The sequence below is a fragment of the Arthrobacter sp. NPDC089319 genome, assembly GCF_040684925.1.
Taxonomy (GTDB): domain Bacteria; phylum Actinomycetota; class Actinomycetes; order Actinomycetales; family Micrococcaceae; genus Crystallibacter.
Genome location: NZ_JBFBGZ010000018.1, coordinates 1 through 21,437, shown reverse-complemented (window position 1 = coordinate 21,437; position 21,437 = coordinate 1). Strand labels below are relative to the sequence as shown.

Genomic DNA, 21,437 nt, shown 5'->3' with positions numbered 1-21,437 from the left:
ACTGCCGGGCCCGCGTAGGTGTGCGCAGTGTCAGCCGTGGTGGGCCAGCCGGACCGGTTCGGAAACGATTTTGCCGGCCCGGGTGCTGAGCCCCGGGAGCAGTTCAGGGCGGATCCGGGATGCGGCGTCGAAGCCCTCGTCTGCGATCAGTTTTGCGTAGGGGAGCGTGGCGTTGGTCAGGGCGTAGGTGGAGGTGCGCGGCACCGCGCCGGGCATATTGGCCACGCAGTAAAAGACCGCGTCGTGGACTTTGAAGGTGGGCTCGGCGTGCGTGGTCGGCCGGGAGTCCTCGAAGCAGCCGCCCTGGTCGATCGAGACGTCCACCAGGACCGCTCCCGGCCGCATCTGGCTGACCATCTCGTTGGTCACCAGCTTGGGTGCTTTGGCGCCGGGAATCAGCACCGCCCCGATCACCAGGTCCGCGGCCAGGACGGCTTCGCGCAGCTCCAAGGCGTTGCTGGCCAGCGTCACCACCCGGCCCTGGTACTGGTCGTCGAGCTGCTGCAGCCGGCGGACGTTGGTGTCCAAGACAGTGACGTTGGCGCGCATGCCCACAGCCATGGACACCGCATTGGCTCCCGCCACGCCGGCGCCAATCACCACGACGTCGGCATGTTGGGTGCCGGGGACGCCGCCCATCAGCACGCCACGGCCGCCCAGTGGCTGCATCAGCGAGTACGCACCCACCTGGGCGGCGAGCCGGCCGGCGACTTCGGACATCGGGGCCAGCAGCGGCAGCGATCGGTCGGGCAGCTGGACGGTTTCATAAGCTATCGCGGTAGTGCCGCGGGAGCACAGCTCTTCGGTGAGCGCGGGGTCGGCAGCAAGATGCAGATAGGTGAAGAGCGTCAGGTCGCTGCGGAGCCGGTGGTATTCCTCCGCCACCGGTTCTTTCACCTTCAGCACCAGCTCCGCCTCCTCCCAGACGGCGTCGGCCGACTCGATGATGCTGGCGCCGGCCGAGGCATAGTCCTCGTCGGTTATGGAGGAGCCCCGGCCCGCCCCGGCCTCCACCAATACTTGGTGGCCGGCGGTGCTGAGCTCGTTGACCCCGGGCGGCGTGATGGCCACCCGGAATTCGTTGTTCTTGACCTCGCGTGGCACTCCAATGCGCATGGACGCCGTCCCTTCTGGTCGGCCGCCGGCGGGTGCGGTGGACGTGAACGACGCGGGCCGGCGGAACAGGACTTGCTCGATGGACCGAGCTTACATCCAGCTGCGCCTGGGCTAGCCGTCGGTCCGGACTCCGCGGGCCAGCAGCGGCTCGATCCGGAACGGGATCAGTTCGTGCATGGCCAGCGACGTGTCGGTCCGCTCCACCCCGTCGATGGCCAGGATGGTGCCGTTGATCCGGAACAGGTCTTCCGCGCCCTCCGAGACCACCCGGGCCAGGATGTCCGCCTGCCCGGTGACGCCGAAGGCTTCCAGCACTTCCGGAATGCGGGCCAGTTCGTCGGTGATCTGCTGCAGTTTTGGCTGGTGCACGTGGATGTGGATGAAGGCCGCCAGCGGATAGCCCAGCGCGGCCGGGTCGATCCGACGCTCGAAGGAAAGGAAAACCTGCTCTTGCTCCAGCCGGGACATGCGTGCCTGCACCGTGTTGCGGGAGAGGCCGAGCTTCTGCGCCAGGGCCACGACGGTCCGGCGGGGATCCTGCGCCAGTGCTCCGAGCAGCCGCAGATCGGTGCCGTCAAGATTCCGCATAATGCGCAGGCTAGCACGCCCATCCCGGGCCGGATAGGGCACAATGCTCAATCCTGTCGCTGATCATTGCGCTACTTGCGGGACGTGAGTAGTGTCACAATCATCCGCCGGCAAAGGTGCCGGCGGGGCTGTCCGGTGCCGGGGATCCACAAGATTATCCCGGCCCTGAAGACGCAAAGGGAGTGTCGCAAGTGTCCTTACCAGGCACGGACCCGGCCGGTCCGGTCAATGATGAAAGCTATATCCAACTGCTCGCTCCGGACGGAACGCGGACAGCCAGCGAGGAGTTCGACCCCTGGCTGGAGGATATCGACGGCGACCGGCTCGCCGGCCTCTACCAGGACATGGTGGTGGTCCGCCGGCTGGACCAGGAAGCCACCGCCCTGCAACGTCAGGGAGAGCTGGCCCTGTGGCCGCCGCTGCTGGGACAGGAAGCGGCACAGATCGGTTCCGGCCGAGCCCTGCGCAAGGACGACTTCGTCTTCTCCAGTTACCGCGAGAACGGCGTAGCTTACTGCCGCGGTGTGGACCTGACGGACATGATCCGGGTGTGGCGCGGCAACAGGCCTTCCGGCTGGGATCCATACGAGATCAACATGGCCACCCCGCAGGTGATCATCGGCGCGCAGACGCTCCACGCCACCGGCTATGCCATGGCAGCCAAGTTCGATGGCGACGACGCGGTGGCCGTGGCGTACTTCGGCGACGGTGCCACCAGCCAGGGCGACGTCAACGAGGCCATGGTCTTCGCGGCGAGCTTCCAGGCCCCGGTCCTCTTCTTCTGCCAGAACAACCAGTGGGCGATCTCCGAGCCGGTAGGCCTGCAGGCCCAGGGCAAACTCTCCGACCGTGCCCCGGGATTCGGCATTCCCAGCTACCGGGTGGACGGCAATGACGTGCTGGCCTGCCTGGCCGTGACCCGCAAGGCGCTCGACCACGCACGCGTCGGCGGCGGTCCGTCCTTCATCGAGGCTGTCACCTACCGGATGGGACCGCATACGACGGCTGACGACCCCACCCGCTACCGCGACGCCAACGAGCTCGAGGACTGGAAACGCCGCGATCCGATCGACCGGCTGGCCGCCCTGCTGAGCGCCGAAGGGCTGCTCGACGACGGGCTGCGGCAACAGGTCCAGCAGGCTGCGGACCAAGCCGCCGCCGAGATGCGGGCCGGTTGCATCAACATGGCCGAACCTGCCGACCTTGAATTGTTCGAGAACGTCTATGCGGCGCCGCACCCGGTGCTGGCACGCCAGCGCCGGCACTACGAGCGCTACCTTGATTCATTCGAAGCTGCTGAAGGGGGCCAGCGATGACCATCATGACGTTCGGGCGGGCCATCAACACCGGCCTGCGCAAGGCCATGGAGAACGACCCGAAGGTGGTGATCATCGGCGAGGATATTGGTGCCCTGGGTGGCGTCTTCCGGATCACCGACGAGCTGCAGAAGGACTTCGGGGCGCACCGGGTGATCGATGCTCCGCTGGCCGAATCGGCGATCCTGGGCACCGCCGTCGGAATGGCCTACCGCGGTTACCGGCCGGTCTGCGAGATCCAGTTCGACGGCTTCATCTACCCGGCGTTCGACCAGATTGTCAGCCAGGTGGCCAAACTGCACTACCGCACCCGCGGCCGGGTCAAGATGCCGCTGACCATCCGGGTGCCGTTCGGCGGAGGGATCGGAGCGGCCGAGCACCACTCCGAATCGCCGGAAGCATATTTCACCCACACCTCCGGACTGCGCGTGATCGCGGTGTCGAATCCGCAGGACGCCTGCACCATGATCCAGCAGGCCATTGCCAGCGACGATCCGGTGCTCTACTTCGAGCCGAAGCGGCGGTACCACACCAAGGGCGAGGTGGAGGAGATTCCGCTGGAGGACGCGCTGCCGCTGGACAGCGCACGGGTGGAAGTGTCCGGAACCGACGTGACGCTGGTGACCTATGGCGCGCTGGTCCAGACTGCCCGCGAGGCGGCACAGGCGGCCGCGGACGACGGCATATCGGTGGAAGTCATCGACTTGCGCTCGCTGTCGCCGCTGGACTTTCCCACGGTGGAGGCGTCCGTGCGCAAAACGGGCCGGCTGGTAGTGACGCACGAGGCGGCACAGACCGGCGGGCTCGGCGCGGAGCTTGCGGCCAGCCTGACCGAACGCTGCTTCTACTACCTGGAACACGCCCCTGTGCGGATCACCGGGATGGATATTCCCTATCCGCCGGCCAAGATGGAGCGGCACCATCTGCCGGACCTGGACCGCATCCTTGACGGGGTGGACCGGGTGCTCGGCCGGCCCAACTCGCTGACCGGACTGGAGGACTGAACCCGTGGGGATCAAGGTATTCAAACTGCCGGATCTGGGCGAAGGGCTCACCGAGTCGGAGATTGTCAGCTGGCATGTGGCCGAAGGCGATGCGGTGCAGCTGAACCAGATCCTGGGCGAGGTCGAAACGGCCAAGGCCGTGGTGGAGCTGCCCTCGCCGTTCACCGGCGTGGTCCGCACGCTGCACGAAGGTCCCGGTACCACGGTCAGCGTCGGGGAACCGATCGTTTCCATCGAGGTGGACGAGCCAGGACAGGACGACGCCGGGAATGCGCCGGGGGAGCCCTCGTCGCAGCGCCGGCCGAACCTGGTGGGCTACGGCGCTGCCGCCGAGAGGAACGGCCGTCCGGCACGGCGGCCTCGCCGGACGGTTGCGGTAGCCGGCGCCGCATTGGCGCCAATGGCCGGCGTCGAGGCCGTGCCGCGGGGTGTCGACGCGGACCCTAGCGGAAATGCGGGGGCTTCAGCGTCCGGCCAAACCCGGAACATGCCCCACGTGGCGCCGGCTGACCCGGGTACGGAGCGTGGGGCGGCTGCCCCGGCTACGGAGCAATGGACCGCCGAACTCGCTGCGGAGCGGCCCCGCTCCACCCCGCCGGTGCGGAAGCTGGCCAAGGATCTCGGCGTCGATCTGGCGCAGGTCACTGGAACGGGGGACCGGGGGCTGATTACCCGCGCGGATGTGCAGAGTTTCCACGACGCCGGTGCGGCTGCCCCGGCGGAGGTGCCGGCCACTGGGGCAGGCGGCTGGTTGGCCGGCGCGGCCGAGGCGGAGACACGCATCATCATCAAGGGAGTGCGGAAACTGACGGCCGCGGCCATGGTGGCCAGCGCGTTCACCGCACCCCATGCGTCGTCGTTCCTGACCGTCGATGCCACGGCCAGCATGGAACTGATCCAGCGGTTGAAAGAGAACAAGGCGTTCGCCGGGCTCAAGCTCACACCGCTGACCATCGCGGCCAAGGCGGTGTGCCTGGCACTGGGGCGCCATCCGGAACTGAATGCCCGCTGGGACGAGGCGGCCGGCGAGATTGTGCAGCAGAACTACGTGAACCTGGGTATTGCGGCGGCCACCCCGCGCGGGCTGACGGTGCCGAACATCAAGGGCGCGCACCGGCTGGATCTGCGCCGGCTGGCCGAGGCCCTGGGGGAGCTGGCCGAAACCGCCCGGGCCGGCAAAACCGCCCCGTCCGACCTGCGCGGCGGGACCATCTCGATTACCAACATCGGTGTCTTTGGCATCGATGCCGGCACTCCCATTCTCAATCCGGGGGAATCAGCCATCCTGGCCGTCGGTGCAGTGCGCCGGCAACCGTGGGAGTATCGCGGCGAGGTGGCGCTGCGCGAGGTGGTGACGCTGAGCCTGTCCTTCGACCACCGGGTAGTGGACGGCGCGCAGGCCGGGCGCTTCCTGGCCGACGTCGGCACCATCTTGCACGACCCCGGTATGGCGCTGACCATGGTGTAGGGCCAAGTTTCCTGCCCATTACTGCCGCACCCGCCGATGAAAGCCAGTGCCAAGGAAAGCCAGCCTCAAGGAAGTCAGGTGGATATGGGCGGTCACGGGGACTTCGTGGCGTTGCTTGAGCTTCTGGCCGCGGTAAGAGATGCCACCCTGCGCGGACCCCTGTCAGCCGTAGTGGACAGGACGGACCACAAAGGCATCAGTGACAGCGTGAAGGTCAGAATCAGTGATGGTGAGGGCCGCTGGAGAGTGGAAGACGACGACGGCAGCATCGCCTTTGATCCCATAGCGGGCCTCGTGACCCGGGCCGGAGGCATTGTCGAGACGATTGGATACGAACGACCGGACTGGCTTCCGGATGGGTCCGGCTCTTCTATCCGCTCACCATGCGGATCTGGGGCGGCCACCAGGACAACCAGCGAATCGCCGGGGCGGAACGCACGCAGAACGGCATCCGCCTGTCGATGGTCTCAGGCCAGTTCGAGGATCTCCTCGGTGACCACGGCGCCGCGGGCGTTGGCGAAGCCCTGGGCCTCGCCAACGGTCCGGAAGCCCAGCTTGTGCAGGACCTTGACCGAACCCAGGTTGTCCTTGACCACCCGTGCGCGGATCGGGCGGGCGGTGAATTCTTTCAGGAACGCCTCGACGGCGGCGGTGGTGACGCCCTTGCCCCACTGCGACTTGGCCGTCCAGTAGCTGAGTTCCGGGTATCCCTCGTTCGGATAGGCCAGCACGCTTCCCACCACTTCGCCGTCGACGGTGACGGTTCGAACGGTGATGGTCTTGTCATCGAGCAGGCTTTGCCAGTGCAGGTTGAAGACGCCGCGGTCGGAGGGATTCTTGGCGGCGAATGCGGCCATATGGTTGGCGTCGGGATCCTGCTGGTACTCGAAAAACTCGTCGAGGTCGGCAGGTTCTACAGGACGAAGCTCAATCACAGTAGACCTTTCGGCTAGTTGGTATCTGATACACCCTACTCGGCTTTCAACGCCGCCCATGCCATTTGTTCCAGTAGATTGCGGCGCCAGGCTTCCCGCAGCGGCCGGCTCCGGTGGGTCGAATGCGGGGTGGAGTTGATCAGTCCGAAAGCGGCGTGCGCGCGCACCCGCAGCTGCGCCGCGTCGGCCTCGGGCAGCAGCCGCGCCAGCACGGAAACCCACACTTCCACGTAGGTGCGCTGCAGCGTCCGGACGATCGCGGAATCGTCGGCGGGCAGGCTGTCCAGGTCCCGGTCATGGACGCGGATCACGTCCGGATTTTTCAAGGCGAAGTCCACATGGAAGGCGACCAGCCCGCGGAGTGCTTCCTCGGCGTTGTTCCGGCTGGCCGCTACTTCCTGGCCGCCGTCCAGCAGGTCCTGGCTGACGCCCGTGAGCAGGGCGGCCAGGACGGCATGCTTGCTGTTGAAGTGCCGGTACACCGCAGGGCCGCTGACGCCTACCGCCGAGCCCAGGTCCTCGATCGAGACGCCGTTGAAGCCGCGCTCGGCGAAAAGGCGGGCGGCCGCATCCAGCAGCGCGGCCCGGCGGGTGGCCTTGGCCCGGCTGCGCCCGGTCTGCCGAATCTCGGCGTCGGCATGCGGTGCGCTCGGCATGGATCGGCTCCCTCGGGCAAATGCTGGGTGAGTGCTGGACAAGACAGTGGGCGGCTACTAGCCTGATTTCAGTTAGTACAGACTAACCAAAATGCGTCTTGCAGGCCAGTTGTTTCTGCTGCTATCAGCGGCGGGCTGCGGGATGCGCAACGGCTTCGGCCAGGAAGGTGTCGATGGAGACACTGGCTTCCCGGGTGGACACTACCAGTGAAAGCTTCCGGACCAACGATGTTGCGCAGCGCAAGCTCGCGGCCGAACTGCACGACCGCTTGGCCTCGGCGGCGCAAGGCGGGCCGGAGAGTGCGCGCGCCCGCCACCTTGGCCGCGGCAAGCTGTTGCCGAGGGAGCGGGTGGACGCCCTGCTGGATGACGGCAGCCCGTTCCTGGAGATCGCCCCGCTCGCGGCGGAAGGGATGTACGACGGCGATTCGCCCGGCGCCGGGATGATCGCCGGCATCGGTCTGGTCCACGGCCGCCACGTGCTGGTGGTCTGCAACGACGCGACCGTCAAGGGCGGCACGTACTACCCCCTGACCGTCAAGAAACATCTGCGCGCCCAGGAAGTGGCGCTGGAGAACAACCTGCCCTGCATCTATCTGGTGGACTCCGGCGGCGCCTTCCTGCCCAAGCAGGACGACGTCTTCCCGGACCGCGAGCACTTCGGCCGGATCTTCTACAACCAGGCGCGGATGTCGGCGGCCAAGATCCCGCAGATAGCCGCGGTGCTGGGTTCCTGCACCGCCGGCGGCGCGTACGTCCCGGCGATGAGCGATGAGACGGTGATTGTCCGCAACCAGGGAACCATCTTCCTGGGCGGTCCGCCGCTGGTGAAGGCGGCGATCGGCGAGGTGGTCACCGCCGAGGAGCTGGGCGGCGGCGACCTGCATGCCCGAACCTCCGGCGTGACGGACCATCTGGCGGAGAACGACCTGCATGCGTTGGAGATCGTGCGCGACATTGTCTCCACCATCCCCTGCACCGCGCCGGCGTGGGAGACGGCGCCGGTCGAAGCGCCGGCAGCCGACGCGCAGGAGATCTACGGCGCCGTGCCGGTGGACGTGAATGCCAGCTACGACGTCCGGGAAGTGATCGCCCGGCTGGTGGACGGCAGCCGCTTCCATGAGTTCAAGCGCGAGTACGGCAGCACCCTGGTCACCGGCTTCGCCCGGCTGCACGGGCACCAGGTGGGGATCGTGGCGAACAACGGCGTACTCTTTTCCGAATCCGCGCTCAAGGGCGCACATTTCATTGAACTGTGCGACCAGCGCGGCATCCCGCTGGTCTTCCTGCAGAACCTCTCCGGCTTCATGGTGGGCCGCGACTACGAGGCAGGCGGCATCGCCAAGCACGGCGCCAAAATGGTCACCGCCGTCGCAACGGCGCGCGTGCCGAAGCTGACCGTGGTGATCGGCGGCTCGTTCGGCGCCGGCAACTACTCCATGTGCGGACGCGCCTACTCGCCGCGATTCCTCTGGATGTGGCCGGCCGCGCGGATCTCGGTGATGGGCGGCAACCAGGCGTCCTCGGTCCTGGCCACCGTCAAGCGCGACCAGCTGGAAGCCCGCGGCGAGCAATGGAGCGCCGAGGCGGAGGAAGAATTCAAGACCCCCATCCGGGAACAGTACGAGGCCCAAGGGAACCCGTACTATTCCACCGCCCGGCTCTGGGACGACGGCATCATCGACCCGGCGCAGACCCGCACGGTGCTCGGCCTGGCCCTCGATGTCTGCGCCAACAGCCCGCTGCCGGAATCCGCTTTCGGCCTGTTCAGGATGTGAGAGAAGTGTTCGAGACCGTCCTGGTTGCCAACCGCGGCGAAATTGCCTGCCGAGTCATCCGTACGCTACGCGGCATGGGCATCCGCTCCGCCGCCGTCTATTCAGACGCCGACGCCGGTGCCCGCCACGTGCGCGAGGCCGACGTCGCGGTGCGGATCGGGCCGGCGCCCGCTACGGAGAGTTATCTGCGCATCGACGCAGTGATCGAAGCGTGCAAGGCCACCGGTGCCGAGGCGGTTCACCCCGGCTATGGCTTCCTCAGCGAGAATGTGAACTTTGCCCAGGCTCTGGAGGCGGCGGGCATAGTCTTCATCGGGCCCAATGTGGGCGCCATCGGGATCATGGGGGACAAGATCCGCTCCAAGAACCATGTGGCCTCGCACGGGGTTCCGGTGGTCCCCGGGATCGACGAACCCGGACTCGACGACGAGCGCCTAGTCCTGGCCGCGGAGAAGGTCGGTTACCCGCTGCTGATCAAGCCGTCGGCCGGCGGCGGCGGCAAGGGGATGGTGGCCGTGCAGCGGCCCGAGGAGCTGTCCGCTGCGCTCGCCGCCGCCCGGCGCGTGGCCGCCTCCGCCTTCGGCGACGACACGTTGTTCCTGGAGCGGCTGATCGCCCGGCCCCGGCACATCGAAGTGCAGGTGCTCTGTGACCGGTTCGGCAATGCCATCCACCTGGGCGAGCGCGAGTGTTCGTTGCAGCGCCGGCACCAGAAAGTCATCGAGGAGGCGCCGTCGTCGTTGTTGGACGAAGCCACCCGCGCCAGGATCGGCGAGGCGGCCTGCGAGGCCGCCCGTTCGGTGGACTACACCGGCGCCGGGACCGTGGAATTCCTGGTCTCCGACGACACCCCCGACGAGTTCTTTTTCATGGAGATGAACACCCGGCTGCAGGTGGAACATCCGGTCACCGAGTTGGTGACCGGGCTGGACCTGGTCGAATGGCAGGTGCGGATTGCGGCCGGCGAGGCGCTCCCGATGGCGCAGTCCGACGTCGTGCTCACCGGACACGCGGTGGAAGCCCGCGTGTATGCCGAAGACCCCGCCCAGCAGTTTCTGCCGTCGGCCGGTACGGTGCTGGAACTGGCCGAAGCATCCGGCGAGGGCATCCGGGTGGACAGTTCGCTGCTGCCCGGCCTGGCCATCCCCTCCGACTACGACCCGCTGCTGTCCAAGGTGATCGCGTGGGGCGTGGACCGGCAGCAGGCCCTGGCGCGGCTGGACGGCGCGCTGGCCGATACCAGCGTGCTGGGCATTCACACAAACATCGAGCATCTTCGCAGCCTGCTGGCCGACGACGATGTGCACGCCGGCCGGCTCGACACCACGCTGATCGACCGGAAGATCATGCACCAACAGTTCCGGCGGCCCGACGACGCGGAACTGGCCGTGGCCGCGGTGTACTGGCTGCTCCGGGAACGGCAGACGCGGGGCCAGACCGGGGCGGCGGGACGTGCCGGGTCCGCCTGGCGGAGCGACGGCTGGCGGTTGAGCGGGCCGCGCCCGCGCACCGTCAGCTTCGACCTGGGCGGCGGCGAGCACCGGGAGGTGGCCGTAACCTGGGCCGGGGAAGCGGCAGCGGACCCGCCCGGCGGTGCGGTTGTCAGCACAGGCGGCGGCAGCTACGCCGTCGTGCCCTCCGTTGACGGGCAGGCCGTTGAAATCGACGGGGTCCGCCGGCCGCTGCGCCATGCCTTTGGCGAGGACGGCGCGCTCTGGCTGGGCGATGCAGGCTGGTCGGCCCGGTTGGCCGTCCGCAGCCGGGAGAGCCGGCTGGCGGACGCGCTGGCTGAGGTCCAGCGGGCCGACGGGCAGGTGTCGCCCGAGGTACGCTCGCCGATGCCGGGCACGGTGACCTCGGTGGCGGTGGTAAATGGCGAACAGGTGTCGGCCGGCCAGCCGCTGCTCACGGTGGAAGCGATGAAGATGGAACACCAGCTGAGCGCCGGGATCGCCGGCGAAGTCAGCATCAACCTGAAACCCGGCGATCTGGTCAAGGCCGACCAGATTGTCGCCGTCGTGCGGGCAGCAGATCCTGCCCCGGAACATGAGCAGAAAGGGGCATGACCATGCCTGATTTTTCCCTCAGCGAGGACCATCAGGACCTGGTGGAGACGGTCCGCGACTTTGCCCGCGAGGTGGTCGCCCCGGTCTCCGCCAAGCACGACGAGGAGCACAGCTTCCCGTACAAGGTGGTGGAACAGATGGGCGAGATGGGCCTGTTCGGGCTCCCCTTCCCGGAGGAGTACGGCGGGATGGGCGGCGACTATTTCGCGCTCGCGCTGGCGCTGGAGCAACTCGGTGCGGTCGACCAGTCGGTGGCAATCACCCTGGAGGCAGGGGTCTCGCTGGGCGCAATGCCGATCTACCGCTTCGGCACCGAGGAACAAAAACAGCAGTGGCTGCCGATGCTGGCCAGCGGCGAAGCGCTCGCCGGCTTCGGACTGACCGAACCCGAAGCCGGCTCGGACGCCGGCGGCACGAAGACGCGGGCCGAACTGGTCGACGGGCAATGGGTGCTCAACGGGCACAAGGAGTTCATCACCAACTCCGGTACCGAAATCTCCAAGCTGGTCACCGTCACCGCCGTCACCGGCACCTCCGAGCGCGCAGACGGCTCGGTCAAGAAGGAAATCTCCACCATCCTGGTTCCCACCGACACACCGGGTTTCACCGCCGAGAAGGCCTACAACAAGGTGGGCTGGAACGCCTCGGACACGCATCCGCTCACCCTGGACAACGTGCGCGTGCCGGAGGAGAACCTGCTGGGGTCGCGGGGCCGCGGCTACGCCAACTTCCTGCAGATCCTCGACGAGGGCCGGATCGCGATCGCGGCGCTGGCCACCGGGGCGGCACAGGGGTGCGTGGATGAGGCGGTGCGCTACGCCAAGGAGCGGCAGGCCTTCGGCACCAACATCGGCGCCTTCCAAGCCATCCAGTTCAAGATCGCCCGCATGCAAGCCCGCGCGCATACCGCCCGGTTGGCCTATTACGACGCGGCCGCCCGGATGCTGGCCGGCCAACACTTCAAAACGCAGTCCGCGATTGCCAAGATGGTGGCAGGCGAAGCCGCCATGGACAACGCCCGCGATGCCACCCAGATTTTCGGCGGCTTCGGATTCATCAACGAGTTCCGGGTGGCCCGCCACTACCGTGATTCGAAGATCCTGGAGGTCGGCGAAGGGACCACCGAAGTGCAGCTCATGCTGATTGCCCGCGAGCTGGGCCTGTAACCGACCCCCGGTGATCGACCAAGGGCCGCCACCCACCCCCGGTGATCGACCAAGGGCCGCCACCCACCCCCGGTGATCGACCAAGGGCCGCCAGGCCCGCGTGGAGATCCGGGGCCGTTTGCACCAGACCGAGGAGGACTCAATGATCAACAAGGTAGTAGCAACCGCCGCGGAGGCGGTGGCGGACATCCCCGACGGCGCCTCGCTGGCCGTGGGCGGCTTCGGCCTGTGCGGCATTCCCGTGGCGCTCATCCAGGCGCTGCACGACGCGGGCACCACTGACCTGGAGACCATCAGCAACAACTGCGGCGTGGACGACTGGGGCCTCGGCGTGCTGCTGGCGGACGGCCGGATCCGGCGCACCATCAGCTCCTATGTGGGCGAGAACAAGGAATTCGCCCGGCAGTTCCTGGCCGGCGAGCTGGAAGTGGAGCTGACTCCGCAGGGCACGCTGGCGGAGAAGCTGCGCGCGGGCGGTGCCGGCATCCCCGCTTTCTACACCGCGGCCGGCGTCGGCACGCAGATCAGCGAGGGCGGCCTGCCGCGCAAGTACGACGCCGATGGGTCGGTGGCCATGGCCTCGGAACCGAAGGAGGTGCGCAGCTTCGGCGGCGCCGACTACGTGCTGGAGGAATCGCTGCGGCCGGATTTCGGGCTGGTGCACGCGGCCAAGGGTGACCGGCTGGGCAACCTGGTCTTCCACGTCACGGCGATGAACTTCAACCCGCTCTGCGCGATGGCCGGCAAGATCACCATCGCCGAGGTGGAGGAACTGGTGGAACCGGGCGAACTGGACCCCCAGCAGATCCACACACCCGGCATCTTCGTCCAGCGCGTGGTGCTGGCGCCGGACGTGGAGAAACGGATCGAAAAACGCACTGTGCAGCTGGCCGGCCGGGGCACCGGCTCAACCGGGAAGTAGAAGGAGCACGCCATGGCACTAACGCGCAACGAGCTGGCCGCCCGTGTGGCCCAGGAGTTGGAAAACGGGCAGTACGTCAACCTCGGCATCGGGATGCCCACACTGATCCCGAACTACATTCCCGACGGGGTGGAAGTCATCCTGCATTCGGAAAACGGCATCCTGGGCGTCGGACCCTATCCGACCGAAGACAAGCTCGATCCGGACCTGATCAACGCGGGCAAGGAAACGGTCACGCTCAACCGCGGGGCGGCCATCTTCGACTCGGCCGCATCCTTTGGCATGGTCCGCGGCGGGCACGTGGATGTGGCCGTGCTCGGTGCCATGCAGGTGGCGCAGAACGGGGATCTGGCCAACTGGATGATCCCGGGCAAGATGGTCAAGGGAATGGGCGGGGCCATGGACCTGGTCTTCGGTGCCAAGCAGCTGATCGTCATGATGGAGCACCTGGATAAGAGCGGGAACCCCAAGATCCTCACCGAATGCACGCTGCCGCTCACCGGCAGGGCCTGCGTGGACAAGATCATCACCGATCTTGCCGTCATCGACGTCACCGAGCAGGGCCTGGTACTCCGCGAGACGGCCCCGGGCGTGGATGTCCAGGACGTGGTCGCCGCCACCGGCGCCGAACTCCGGATCGATCAGCTCCAGGCGGGTGCCCGGTGAACACCGACGCCGGGGCCGCGGCTACCCCCTCCGAGGCAGCCGGTGCCCAGAAGGTGATCATCCAGCGCGGGCTGTACTTCGAGGAGATCGAGGCTGACGTCATCTACGCCCACCGTCCGGGCCGGACCGTCACGGAGGCGGACAACGTGCTCTTCACCACCGCCACCATGAACAACCAGGCCCTGCATCTGGACGCGGCGTGGGCGGCCGAACAGCCGTTCGGGCAGCGCCTGATGAACTCCATGTTCACCCTCGCGACGGTGGTGGGGCAGTCGGTCGGCCAGCTGACCCAGTCCACCATCGTGGCGCAGCTGGGCCTTACGGACGTGACCTTCCCGCACCCGCTCTACCACGGGGACACGCTGTATACCGAGACGGTGGTCACCGACAAGCGGCTCTCCAAGTCCCGGCCCGGGACCGGCGTGGTCACCATGCACCACACCGGACGGAACCAGCACGGCGATGTGGTGGCCACCGTGACCCGCAGCTGCCTGATGTGGACGGAGGACGGCCACGCCGCCGCCATTGCGGGCTCGGAAACCAGCGACGCCGAGTTGTGGGACGGCCGGCCCGAAGGCGGGCACCGGTGACGGACTTCGACATGGGACCGGCCATCCTGTTCTGTCCGGCAGACCGGCCGGACCGCTACGGAAAGGCCGCCGAGCGTGCCGACGCGGTGATCCTTGATTTGGAGGACGCGGTGGCGCCGGCGGATCGTGCCGCGGCCCGGGAAGCCATCCTCGGCCACCCGCTGGATCCGGCCCGGACCATGGTCCGGATCAACGCAGTCGGCACCGCGGACCACGCCCTGGACCTGGCGGCCGTCGCACGGTCCGGCTACCGGACCATCATGCTGGCCAAGGCGGAGGACGTGTCGGCGGTGCGGGGGCTGGGGGAGTATTCGGTGGTGGCGCTTTGCGAGACGGCCCTTGGCGTGCTGCAGGCCGCTGAGCTGGCCGGCTGCCCGAATGTCACGGCGCTGATGTGGGGCGCCGAAGACCTGGTCGCCTCGCTGGGCGGCAGCTCCAGCCGGCTCGCGTCCGGGACCTACCGGGACGTTGCCCGGCAGGCGCGCTCGCAGGTGCTTCTGGCCGCGGGCGCCCGCCGCAAGGCGGCGATCGACTCGGTCTACATCGACATACCGGACCTGGACGGGCTGGCGGCGGAAGCGGAGGATGCGGCCGCGTCGGGCTTTGCGGCCAAGGCCATCATCCACCCGAGCCAGGCCGACGTCGTCAGGGGTGCCTACCGTCCAGGCCAGGCGGAGGCTGACTATGCGGCCGCCCTGCTGGCGGCCGCCGCCAACGAGCCGGGGGCCTTCCGGTTCCGCGGCAAGATGATCGACGGACCGCTGCTCAAGCACGCGGAGCTGACCCTGCGGCGGGCCAGGCAGATGAGTTCTCAGCCGCCGGTCAGCAGGTAGAACTTCTCCGGCCGGCCGGCGGCGCCGTACCGCGGCGTGATCCGGGCCTCGCCGCGCGACACCAGGTACTCCAGATAGCGCCGCGCGCTCACGCGTGCCAGCCCCAGCCGTCCGGCGACTTCGGAGGCCGACGACGCGGCGCCGGTGGCGTTCAGGTCGGCGATGACGGCCTCCAAGGTGGGCAGGGACAGGCCCTTGGGCAGCGCGACGGACACCCGGGAAGCCGGGATGGTGGCCAGCGGGGCCCCGGCGGGCGCCAGCAGCCGGTCGATGCCGTCCTGGTCCAGCACGACCGCCTGGCCGCTGCTGCTGATATGCCGCCGGTGCTCCACATAGGCGTCGAGCCGGTCCATCAACACCCGGGCCGTGAACGGCTTGACCAGATAGTGGAGCACTCCGCCCGCCATCGCCGCCCGCACCGTGTCCAGTTCCCGTGCGGCGGTGATCGCGATGACGTCGACCGGCTCGCCCGGCAGGTTCCGGACTGCCCGCAGGACCTCGATGCCGCTCAGGTCCGGCAAATGAATGTCCAGCAGCACCAGCTCGGGGCGAAGGTCCGCAATCATGGCCAGCCCGTCGGTCCCGGTGTAGGCGGTGCCCACCGCTTCGAAGGCGCCGTGGGCCAGCAGGAAGCCGGTATGCACGCCGGCGACTTCCTTGTCATCGTCGACGACGACGGTGCGGATCTGGCTCATGGGACCGGGATTCCTTGCTGGCTGGCCTTGGACGGGGTCGGCGAGAAGCTTACCGTGAACTCGGCGCCGCCGGAGGCTGACGGCGCAACCCGGGCCGTGCCGCCGCGCCGGGCAGCCACCCGGCTGACCAGCGCGAGGCCGAATCCGCGGCTGCCCGGCAGCGCAGCTTCCTTGCTCGAGACGCCCGGTTGGAAGATCCGCCCGCGCTCCTCCGGCGGGATGCCGGGACCGTCGTCGGCGACCGTGATGGTGCAACCATCGGCGCCCTCCGCGATGGACACGGTGATGGTGCCCTGCGGCCCCACGGCCTCCATGGCGTTGTCCACCAGGTTGCCCAGCACCGTGACCGGATCCGTGGTGCCGTCCGGCGCCAGCACGGAGGCCGGATCAATGAGCAGCTGGATGCCTTTTTCGTCGCAAATGGTTGTCTTGGCCATCAGCAGGCTGGCGGCATCCGGGTCGGTGATCCCCGGAGCCAGTTCGCCGGCCACCACCGAACCGCCGTGCCCGGAACGGGAGATGAAATCCACTGCCTGCTGCGTGCGGCCCAGTTCCAGCAGGCCGGAGATCACGTGCATCTTGTTGGAGAATTCGTGCGCCTGCGCGCGCAGCGCCTGGGTCACGTCCCGCGCGCCGTCAAGATCCTGCAGCAGCTGGTGCAGTTCGGTGCGGTCGCGCAGGATGATCACGCTGCCCACCCGGCGCGAGTCCACCGTGGCAGCGTTGGCCCGGGCCAGCAGCACGCGTTCGCCGGCGAGCACCGTTTCGTCGGCCCCGCCGTTGGCGGCCAGCATCGCCGCCAGCCCCGGTTCCAGGATCGTGGTGGCCGGGCGGCCCAGCGCGGTGTCGGAGACATCCAGCAGGCGTTTCGCCTCGTCGTTGAGCAGCGCGATGCGCCCGCGGTCGTCGACGGCCACCACGCCTTCGCCGATGCCGTGCAGCATGGCGTCGCGGGTTTCGAGCAGCGCGGCGATCTCTTCCGGCTCCAGCTGGTAGATCCGCCGCCAGACTAGGCGCGAGATGTAGATGGCGCCGGCCGAGCCGACCAGCGCGGCCGCGATGAGCCACGCCAGCAGGATCGGCAGGTCGTCGTTCAGGTCTTTGCGCAGCGTGGACTCCAACGTGCCCACCGAGGCCGTGCCGATCACTGTGGCACCCGACCGGTCATAGATCGGTACCTTCACCCGCCACGATTCGCCCAGCGTGCCGGTCTGCCTGCCAATGAACGTCTCGCCGGACAGCGGGATGGATGGGTCGGTGGAAACCATCTGTCCGATCAGCGAGTGGTTCGGATGCGAGTAGCGGATGCCGCGGTGGTCGGTGACCACCACATACGTCACCCCGGTGGATTGGGCGATCAGCTCGGCGATCGGCTGGATGGTCTGGCTGGGGTTGGCGTCGTCGAAGGCCTCCACGATGGAGGGCAATTGCGCCACCGAGCGGGCCACGCCGACCATGCGCCCTTCGTAGGCATCGCGGATCTGTTGTTCCTGCATGGAGATGGCGACCGAACCCGCCACCAGCACGACGACGAGCAGGATGAACAGCTGCAGCACGAACAGTTGGGAGCGCAGGGACAGGGATCGGAACACCCCGCCATCTTCGCATGTTGTTAGCTGCGCCACAGGGGCGTGTGCCGATGACCACAATGACCAATACGGCCACAATGACCGCATTCTTCCGCCGGACCGGGCCGCTCCCTACGCTGGGGCGACGGCGTGGTGATGCCCATCACGCCGGTTGGAGGAGGAAGAACCTACATGAAGCTCGACCGTACGATGAGACGCCGTTCGGCCCTGGTGGCCGCCGCGGCAGCATCCGCCCTGATGCTGGCAGCCTGCGGCTCCACCGGCTCCAGCGGCTCCGGCAACGGCTCCGAAGAAGCCGGCATCGACAAGCTCAACATCATTGTCCCGGCGGATCCGGGCGGCGGCTGGGACCAGACGGGCCGTTCCATGCAGAAGGACCTGCAGGAGAACGACCTGGTTTCCAGCGCCTCGGTGGTCAACATCGGCGGGGCCGGCGGCACCAATGGCCTGGCCAAGCTGGCCACGGAACAGGACCCGAACACCCTGATGGTGATGGGGTACGTGATGGTGGGCGCCGTGGAGACCAACAAGTCCGCCAACCGGATCGAAGACACCACACCGATCGCCCGGCTCACCGAAGAGCCGCTCGTCGTCGTGGTGCCGGCCGATTCGCCCTACCAGACCATCGATGACCTGATCGCCGACGTCAAGGCCAAGGGCAAGGGCGTTTCCATCACCGGCGGCTCCGCCGGCGGCGCCGACCACATCCTGGCCGGCATGATGCTCAAGGAAGCCGGCGTTGGTGCCGACAGCCTGAACTACATCCCGTACTCCGGCGGCGGCGAATCCCTGGCAGCGCTGCTGGGCAACAAGGTCTCCGCCGGCATTTCCGGTGTGGGCGAGTACGCCGAGCAGGTCAAGGCCGGCAAGCTGCGTGCCCTGGCCGTCTCCGGTCCGGAAGCCGCCCCGCAGCTGCCCGAGGTCAAGCCGTTGAAGGAGCAGGGCGTGGATCTGGTGCTGACCAACTGGCGCGGCGTCGTGGCTCCGGGATCCATCGACGATGCGCAGGCAGAAAAGCTCACAGCGCTGGTCACCGAACTGCACGGCACCGACGCCTGGCAGAAGACCCTGACCACGAACAACTGGGCGGACGCTTTCCTGGCCGGCGAGGAGTTCAACAGCTTCCTGACCGAGGACATCGAGACGGTCACCGCAACGCTGACGGATATCGGTCTGCTGAAGTAACCATGGCTCCTTCCACTACTGGAGCGGTCCGGGGCGGCAGCGATGCCGCCCCGGTCAAGCCGCTCGGAGAAATCATCTTCGCGGCGGTGATCCTGAGCATTGGGATCGTCGGCTTCGTTGCCGGCGCCGGGATCCAGACGCCCGACTCGGCGAGCGACATCGGCCCGCGGGCGCTTCCCTACCTCGTCTCCGGCCTGCTGGTGATCGTCGGCGCCGGGCTGATCGTGCAGCTGCTGCGCGGCAAGACCGGCGAGGCCGATGAAGGCGAAGACATTGACCCGGACGTCCGGACCGACTGGCTGACCGTCGCGAAGATGGCGGGCACCGTCGTCGTCCATATTTTCCTGATCATTCCGCTGGGCTGGCCGGTTGCCGCGGCGGTGCTGTTCTTCGGCGCCGCGTGGGCTCTGGGGGCAAAGCCGTTGTGGCGGGCCGCCGTGGTGGGCGTTGTCATGGCGCTGGTGCTGCAGTTCGCCTTCGGCGGGCTGCTCGGCGTCTCGCTGCCGGCCGGTGTGCTCGAAGGGGTGCCGTTCCTGAATGGATAACTTCTACGCCCTCCTCGAGGGCTTCTCCGTGGCGATGCAGCCGATCTACCTGCTCTACGCCTTGGGCGGGGTGCTGGTCGGCACGGCAGTGGGCGTGCTGCCCGGCATCGGCCCGGCCATGACCGTTGCCCTGCTGATGCCGATCACGTACAGCCTGGAGCCGACGGCGGCAATCATCGTCTTCGCGGGCATCTACTACGGGGGCATGTACGGCGGGTCGACCACCTCGATCCTGCTCAATACGCCGGGCGAATCCGCCTCCATTGTCACCGCACTGGAGGGCAACCGGATGGCGAAAGCCGGCCGGGGCGCCGCGGCGCTTGCGACGGCGGCGATCGGTTCCTTCATCGCCGGAACCGTGGCCACCGTGCTGCTGAGTTTCGTGGCACCCTATGTGGCAGCGTTCGCCGTGCAGATCGGTCCGGTGGAGTATGTGGCCCTGATGGTGGTGGCGTTCTTGACCGTGGGTGCGCTGCTGGGCGCCTCGGTGCTGCGCGGTCTCGCGTCGCTGGGCCTGGGGCTGTTCCTGGCGTTCATGGGCGTGGACCTGATGACCGGGCAGCAGCGCTACACGTTCGGCAGCCCGTTCCTGGCGGACGGCGTCGACGTGGTGCTGGTCGCCGTCGGGCTCTTCGCCCTGGGTGAGGCGCTGTATGTGGCCTCGCGGCTGCGGCACGGGCCGGTCAAGGTGATCCCGGTGACCGGCGGCTGGACCTCGTGGATGAAGAAGGAGGACTGGAAGCGGTCCTGGAAGCCTTGGCTCCGCGGGACATTCATCGGCTTCCCGATCGGTACCATGCCGGCCGGCGGCGCCGACGTTGCCACCTTCCTGTCCTATGCGGCGGAGAAGAAACTGGCCAAGGGTGCACGCAAGAAGCAGTTCGGCCGCGGCGCGATCGAAGGCGTGGCCGGGCCGGAATCGGCCAACAACGCTGCCGCTGCCGGCGTGCTGGTGCCACTGCTGACGCTGGGCATTCCGACGACGGCCACGGCGGCGATGATGCTGGTGGCGTTCCAGCGCTACAACATCCAGCCCGGTCCGCTGCTGTTCGAGGTGGAGGGCGCCCTGGTCTGGGCGCTGATTGCCAGCCTGTACGTGGGCAACCTGATGCTGCTGGTGCTGAACCTGCCGCTGGTGGGCATGTGGGTGAAGATCCTGCAGATCCCGCGGCCGTACCTCTACGCCGGCATCCTGGTCTTCGCGGCGTTGGGCGCGTTCTCGGTGAACTTCACGCCGGTGGATGTGTTCGTGCTGCTGGTCATCGGCGTGCTGGGCTTCTTCATGCGCCGCTACGGCTATCCGATCGCCCCGCTGGTGGTGGGCATGATCCTTGGCCCGATCTTCGAGAGCCAGCTGCGGCGTTCGCTGGCCATTTCGCAGGGCGATCCGCTGGCCTTGGTATCCACGCCGATCGCGGCCGGAATCTACATCTCTTTGGTCGTCATTTTCGTGCTGTCCTTCTGGATGAAGAAACGCCAACGCGTGATGGAATCGGCAGCGCTCGACGACGAGAGCCCGCGGGACAAGGAGGTCAGCGCATGAGCACGATCGTGGTGGGGTATGTCCCCAACGCCCTCGGCGATGCGGCCCTGGCAGCCGCCATTGACGAGGCCGGCCGCCGGGCGGCCAAGCTGCTGGTGGTCAACGCCACCCGGGCAGACCGTTTGGTGGATCCCGGCTACGCAGACGCCGCCGACGTGGCCCGCTTGGAAGCCGTGTTGGGTGGGGCAGGAGTCGGCTTCAGCATCCGGCACGGAATCTCGGACGGGCTGCCCGCCGAGGAAGTGCTGGACGCCGCCGAGGAGTCCGATGCCGAGCTGATTGTCATCGGGGTGCGCAACCGTACGCCGGTGGGAAAGCTGCTGCTCGGTTCGACCGCGCAGACGATCCTGCTGTCAGCCCCGTGCAACGTGCTGGCTGTCCGGCAGCCCTGACGTCGGCGCGCCGCAGGGCCGGGTGGCGCAGCGTGCCCGCGGTGTCGCCCGCGCGACGGCGCGCCGCACTTCAGCCGGCGCTGCAGGCGTTGACGGCTACCGGTTTCAGCTCAGCACCATTCGCCGCCGGGGCAGGGTCCACCAACCCTGCCCCGGCGGTTTTCTACTGTCCCGGCCGCCGGATGGGGCTGGAAGCGTCCCTGAGGTCAGGCGTTCGCGTCGAGATGACCCGCTACGGAGGGTCATCTGGCCACGAGCACAGGGGATGGTTTCGAGAGCACCCCCTGTGCGGTAACTGTCAACCTGTTTGAGATTTTTTAGGCGGCTTGTTGTGGGTCGTTCATCTCGGTCAGCGGCTCGGTATGCGGGTGGGGTTTGTTGATC

General features: G+C 67.8%; 20 protein-coding genes. 14 read left to right on the top strand and 6 right to left on the bottom strand.

What is annotated here, in order from left to right; all coding sequences use genetic code 11:
* Nucleotides 1–30: 30 nt before the first annotated feature.
* Both ald and AB0N75_RS18000 read right to left on the bottom strand, forming a co-directional pair.
* Nucleotides 31–1,116, bottom strand: a complete 1,086-nt coding sequence (ald, locus tag AB0N75_RS18005) for an alanine dehydrogenase (protein WP_364652317.1) — start codon at nucleotides 1,114–1,116, stop codon at nucleotides 31–33.
* 111 nt (nucleotides 1,117–1,227) lie between these two features.
* Complete coding sequence (locus AB0N75_RS18000; RefSeq protein ID WP_364652316.1) at nucleotides 1,228–1,704, bottom strand: Lrp/AsnC family transcriptional regulator; 477 nt, start codon at nucleotides 1,702–1,704, stop codon at nucleotides 1,228–1,230.
* Nucleotides 1,705–1,895: 191 nt separating this feature from the next.
* Here AB0N75_RS18000 and pdhA point away from each other — a divergent pair, with 191 nt between their 5' ends.
* Genes pdhA through AB0N75_RS17985 form a run of 3 tightly spaced genes read left to right on the top strand, consistent with a single transcriptional unit; the run spans nucleotide 1,896 to nucleotide 5,492 of the window.
* Nucleotides 1,896–3,020 carry a pyruvate dehydrogenase (acetyl-transferring) E1 component subunit alpha gene (pdhA, locus tag AB0N75_RS17995; RefSeq protein WP_364652315.1) on the top strand — a complete coding sequence of 375 codons (1,125 nt, stop codon included), beginning with the start codon at nucleotides 1,896–1,898 and terminating at the stop codon, nucleotides 3,018–3,020.
* Nucleotides 3,017–4,024, top strand: coding sequence for an alpha-ketoacid dehydrogenase subunit beta (locus AB0N75_RS17990; protein ID WP_364652314.1), 1,008 nt, complete (start codon nucleotides 3,017–3,019; stop codon nucleotides 4,022–4,024). The genes pdhA and AB0N75_RS17990 overlap by 4 nt, the downstream gene beginning before the upstream one ends.
* A 4-nt stretch (nucleotides 4,025–4,028) precedes the next feature.
* Nucleotides 4,029–5,492: a dihydrolipoamide acetyltransferase family protein gene (locus AB0N75_RS17985; protein ID WP_364652313.1), complete on the top strand. Its 1,464-nt coding sequence runs from the start codon at nucleotides 4,029–4,031 to the stop codon at nucleotides 5,490–5,492.
* Between the two features lie 467 nt (nucleotides 5,493–5,959).
* Here the strand turns inward: AB0N75_RS17985 and AB0N75_RS17980 are convergent, their stop codons facing one another.
* Together AB0N75_RS17980 and AB0N75_RS17975 are read right to left on the bottom strand one after the other, a co-directional pair.
* On the bottom strand, nucleotides 5,960–6,427 hold the full coding sequence (locus AB0N75_RS17980; RefSeq protein WP_364652312.1) for a GNAT family N-acetyltransferase: 468 nt from the start codon (nucleotides 6,425–6,427) through the stop codon (nucleotides 5,960–5,962).
* A gap of 35 nt (nucleotides 6,428–6,462) precedes the next feature.
* Nucleotides 6,463–7,083, bottom strand: a complete 621-nt coding sequence (locus tag AB0N75_RS17975; RefSeq protein WP_241913194.1) for a TetR/AcrR family transcriptional regulator — start codon at nucleotides 7,081–7,083, stop codon at nucleotides 6,463–6,465.
* A gap of 173 nt (nucleotides 7,084–7,256) precedes the next feature.
* Here AB0N75_RS17975 and AB0N75_RS17970 point away from each other — a divergent pair, with 173 nt between their 5' ends.
* From AB0N75_RS17970 to AB0N75_RS17940, 7 genes are all read left to right on the top strand, one after another.
* Entirely contained in the window at nucleotides 7,257–8,861 is a 1,605-nt protein-coding gene (locus AB0N75_RS17970) for a carboxyl transferase domain-containing protein (RefSeq protein WP_364652311.1), read from the top strand.
* A complete protein-coding gene (locus AB0N75_RS17965; protein WP_364652310.1) occupies nucleotides 8,858–10,927 on the top strand; it encodes a biotin carboxylase N-terminal domain-containing protein in 2,070 nt (689 codons plus the stop codon). Before AB0N75_RS17970 ends, AB0N75_RS17965 begins: the two co-directional genes overlap by 4 nt.
* Nucleotides 10,928–10,929: 2 nt before the next feature.
* Nucleotides 10,930–12,093 carry an acyl-CoA dehydrogenase family protein gene (locus tag AB0N75_RS17960; RefSeq protein WP_364652309.1) on the top strand — a complete coding sequence of 388 codons (1,164 nt, stop codon included), beginning with the start codon at nucleotides 10,930–10,932 and terminating at the stop codon, nucleotides 12,091–12,093.
* A gap of 142 nt (nucleotides 12,094–12,235) precedes the next feature.
* Complete coding sequence (locus tag AB0N75_RS17955; RefSeq protein WP_364652308.1) at nucleotides 12,236–13,015, top strand: CoA transferase subunit A; 780 nt, start codon at nucleotides 12,236–12,238, stop codon at nucleotides 13,013–13,015.
* 12 nt (nucleotides 13,016–13,027) lie between these two features.
* The gene (locus AB0N75_RS17950) at nucleotides 13,028–13,681 is read left to right on the top strand and encodes a CoA transferase subunit B (protein WP_364652307.1); all 654 of its coding nucleotides are present in this window, start codon (nucleotides 13,028–13,030) and stop codon (nucleotides 13,679–13,681) included.
* Nucleotides 13,678–14,271 carry a MaoC family dehydratase gene (locus AB0N75_RS17945; RefSeq protein ID WP_364652306.1) on the top strand — a complete coding sequence of 198 codons (594 nt, stop codon included), beginning with the start codon at nucleotides 13,678–13,680 and terminating at the stop codon, nucleotides 14,269–14,271. Before AB0N75_RS17950 ends, AB0N75_RS17945 begins: the two co-directional genes overlap by 4 nt.
* Nucleotides 14,268–15,104: an aldolase/citrate lyase family protein gene (locus AB0N75_RS17940; protein ID WP_364652305.1), complete on the top strand. Its 837-nt coding sequence runs from the start codon at nucleotides 14,268–14,270 to the stop codon at nucleotides 15,102–15,104. Before AB0N75_RS17945 ends, AB0N75_RS17940 begins: the two co-directional genes overlap by 4 nt.
* Here AB0N75_RS17940 and AB0N75_RS17935 read toward each other — a convergent pair.
* Both AB0N75_RS17935 and AB0N75_RS17930 read right to left on the bottom strand, forming a co-directional pair.
* The gene (locus AB0N75_RS17935) at nucleotides 15,083–15,799 is read right to left on the bottom strand and encodes a response regulator (RefSeq protein ID WP_364652304.1); all 717 of its coding nucleotides are present in this window, start codon (nucleotides 15,797–15,799) and stop codon (nucleotides 15,083–15,085) included. The genes AB0N75_RS17940 and AB0N75_RS17935 overlap by 22 nt on opposite strands.
* On the bottom strand, nucleotides 15,796–17,391 hold the full coding sequence (locus AB0N75_RS17930; RefSeq protein ID WP_364652303.1) for a sensor histidine kinase: 1,596 nt from the start codon (nucleotides 17,389–17,391) through the stop codon (nucleotides 15,796–15,798). Before AB0N75_RS17930 ends, AB0N75_RS17935 begins: the two co-directional genes overlap by 4 nt.
* Before the next feature lie 168 nt (nucleotides 17,392–17,559).
* Here AB0N75_RS17930 and AB0N75_RS17925 point away from each other — a divergent pair, with 168 nt between their 5' ends.
* Genes AB0N75_RS17925 through AB0N75_RS17910 form a run of 4 tightly spaced genes read left to right on the top strand, consistent with a single transcriptional unit; the run spans nucleotide 17,560 to nucleotide 21,053 of the window.
* Nucleotides 17,560–18,573, top strand: a complete 1,014-nt coding sequence (locus tag AB0N75_RS17925) for a tripartite tricarboxylate transporter substrate-binding protein (protein WP_364652302.1) — start codon at nucleotides 17,560–17,562, stop codon at nucleotides 18,571–18,573.
* A 2-nt stretch (nucleotides 18,574–18,575) separates the two neighbouring features.
* On the top strand, nucleotides 18,576–19,118 hold the full coding sequence (locus AB0N75_RS17920) for a tripartite tricarboxylate transporter TctB family protein (protein ID WP_364652301.1): 543 nt from the start codon (nucleotides 18,576–18,578) through the stop codon (nucleotides 19,116–19,118).
* Nucleotides 19,111–20,661 carry a tripartite tricarboxylate transporter permease gene (locus AB0N75_RS17915; protein ID WP_364652300.1) on the top strand — a complete coding sequence of 517 codons (1,551 nt, stop codon included), beginning with the start codon at nucleotides 19,111–19,113 and terminating at the stop codon, nucleotides 20,659–20,661. Before AB0N75_RS17920 ends, AB0N75_RS17915 begins: the two co-directional genes overlap by 8 nt.
* Nucleotides 20,658–21,053 carry a universal stress protein gene (locus tag AB0N75_RS17910; protein WP_364652299.1) on the top strand — a complete coding sequence of 132 codons (396 nt, stop codon included), beginning with the start codon at nucleotides 20,658–20,660 and terminating at the stop codon, nucleotides 21,051–21,053. The genes AB0N75_RS17915 and AB0N75_RS17910 overlap by 4 nt, the downstream gene beginning before the upstream one ends.
* Nucleotides 21,054–21,437 lie beyond the last annotated feature (384 nt).

Coding starts and splice junctions, on each gene's coding strand:
- ald (WP_364652317.1), bottom strand. CDS start 1,116: ATGCGCATTGGAGTGCCACGCGAGGTCAAGAACAACGAATTCCGGGTG.
- AB0N75_RS18000 (WP_364652316.1), bottom strand. CDS start 1,704: ATGCGGAATCTTGACGGCACCGATCTGCGGCTGCTCGGAGCACTGGCG.
- AB0N75_RS17990 (WP_364652314.1), top strand. CDS start 3,017: ATGACCATCATGACGTTCGGGCGGGCCATCAACACCGGCCTGCGCAAG.
- AB0N75_RS17975 (WP_241913194.1), bottom strand. CDS start 7,083: ATGCCGAGCGCACCGCATGCCGACGCCGAGATTCGGCAGACCGGGCGC.
- AB0N75_RS17970 (WP_364652311.1), top strand. CDS start 7,257: ATGGAGACACTGGCTTCCCGGGTGGACACTACCAGTGAAAGCTTCCGG.
- AB0N75_RS17960 (WP_364652309.1), top strand. CDS start 10,930: ATGCCTGATTTTTCCCTCAGCGAGGACCATCAGGACCTGGTGGAGACG.
- AB0N75_RS17955 (WP_364652308.1), top strand. CDS start 12,236: ATGATCAACAAGGTAGTAGCAACCGCCGCGGAGGCGGTGGCGGACATC.
- AB0N75_RS17950 (WP_364652307.1), top strand. CDS start 13,028: ATGGCACTAACGCGCAACGAGCTGGCCGCCCGTGTGGCCCAGGAGTTG.
- AB0N75_RS17935 (WP_364652304.1), bottom strand. CDS start 15,799: ATGAGCCAGATCCGCACCGTCGTCGTCGACGATGACAAGGAAGTCGCC.
- AB0N75_RS17925 (WP_364652302.1), top strand. CDS start 17,560: ATGAAGCTCGACCGTACGATGAGACGCCGTTCGGCCCTGGTGGCCGCC.
- AB0N75_RS17920 (WP_364652301.1), top strand. CDS start 18,576: ATGGCTCCTTCCACTACTGGAGCGGTCCGGGGCGGCAGCGATGCCGCC.
- AB0N75_RS17915 (WP_364652300.1), top strand. CDS start 19,111: ATGGATAACTTCTACGCCCTCCTCGAGGGCTTCTCCGTGGCGATGCAG.
- AB0N75_RS17910 (WP_364652299.1), top strand. CDS start 20,658: ATGAGCACGATCGTGGTGGGGTATGTCCCCAACGCCCTCGGCGATGCG.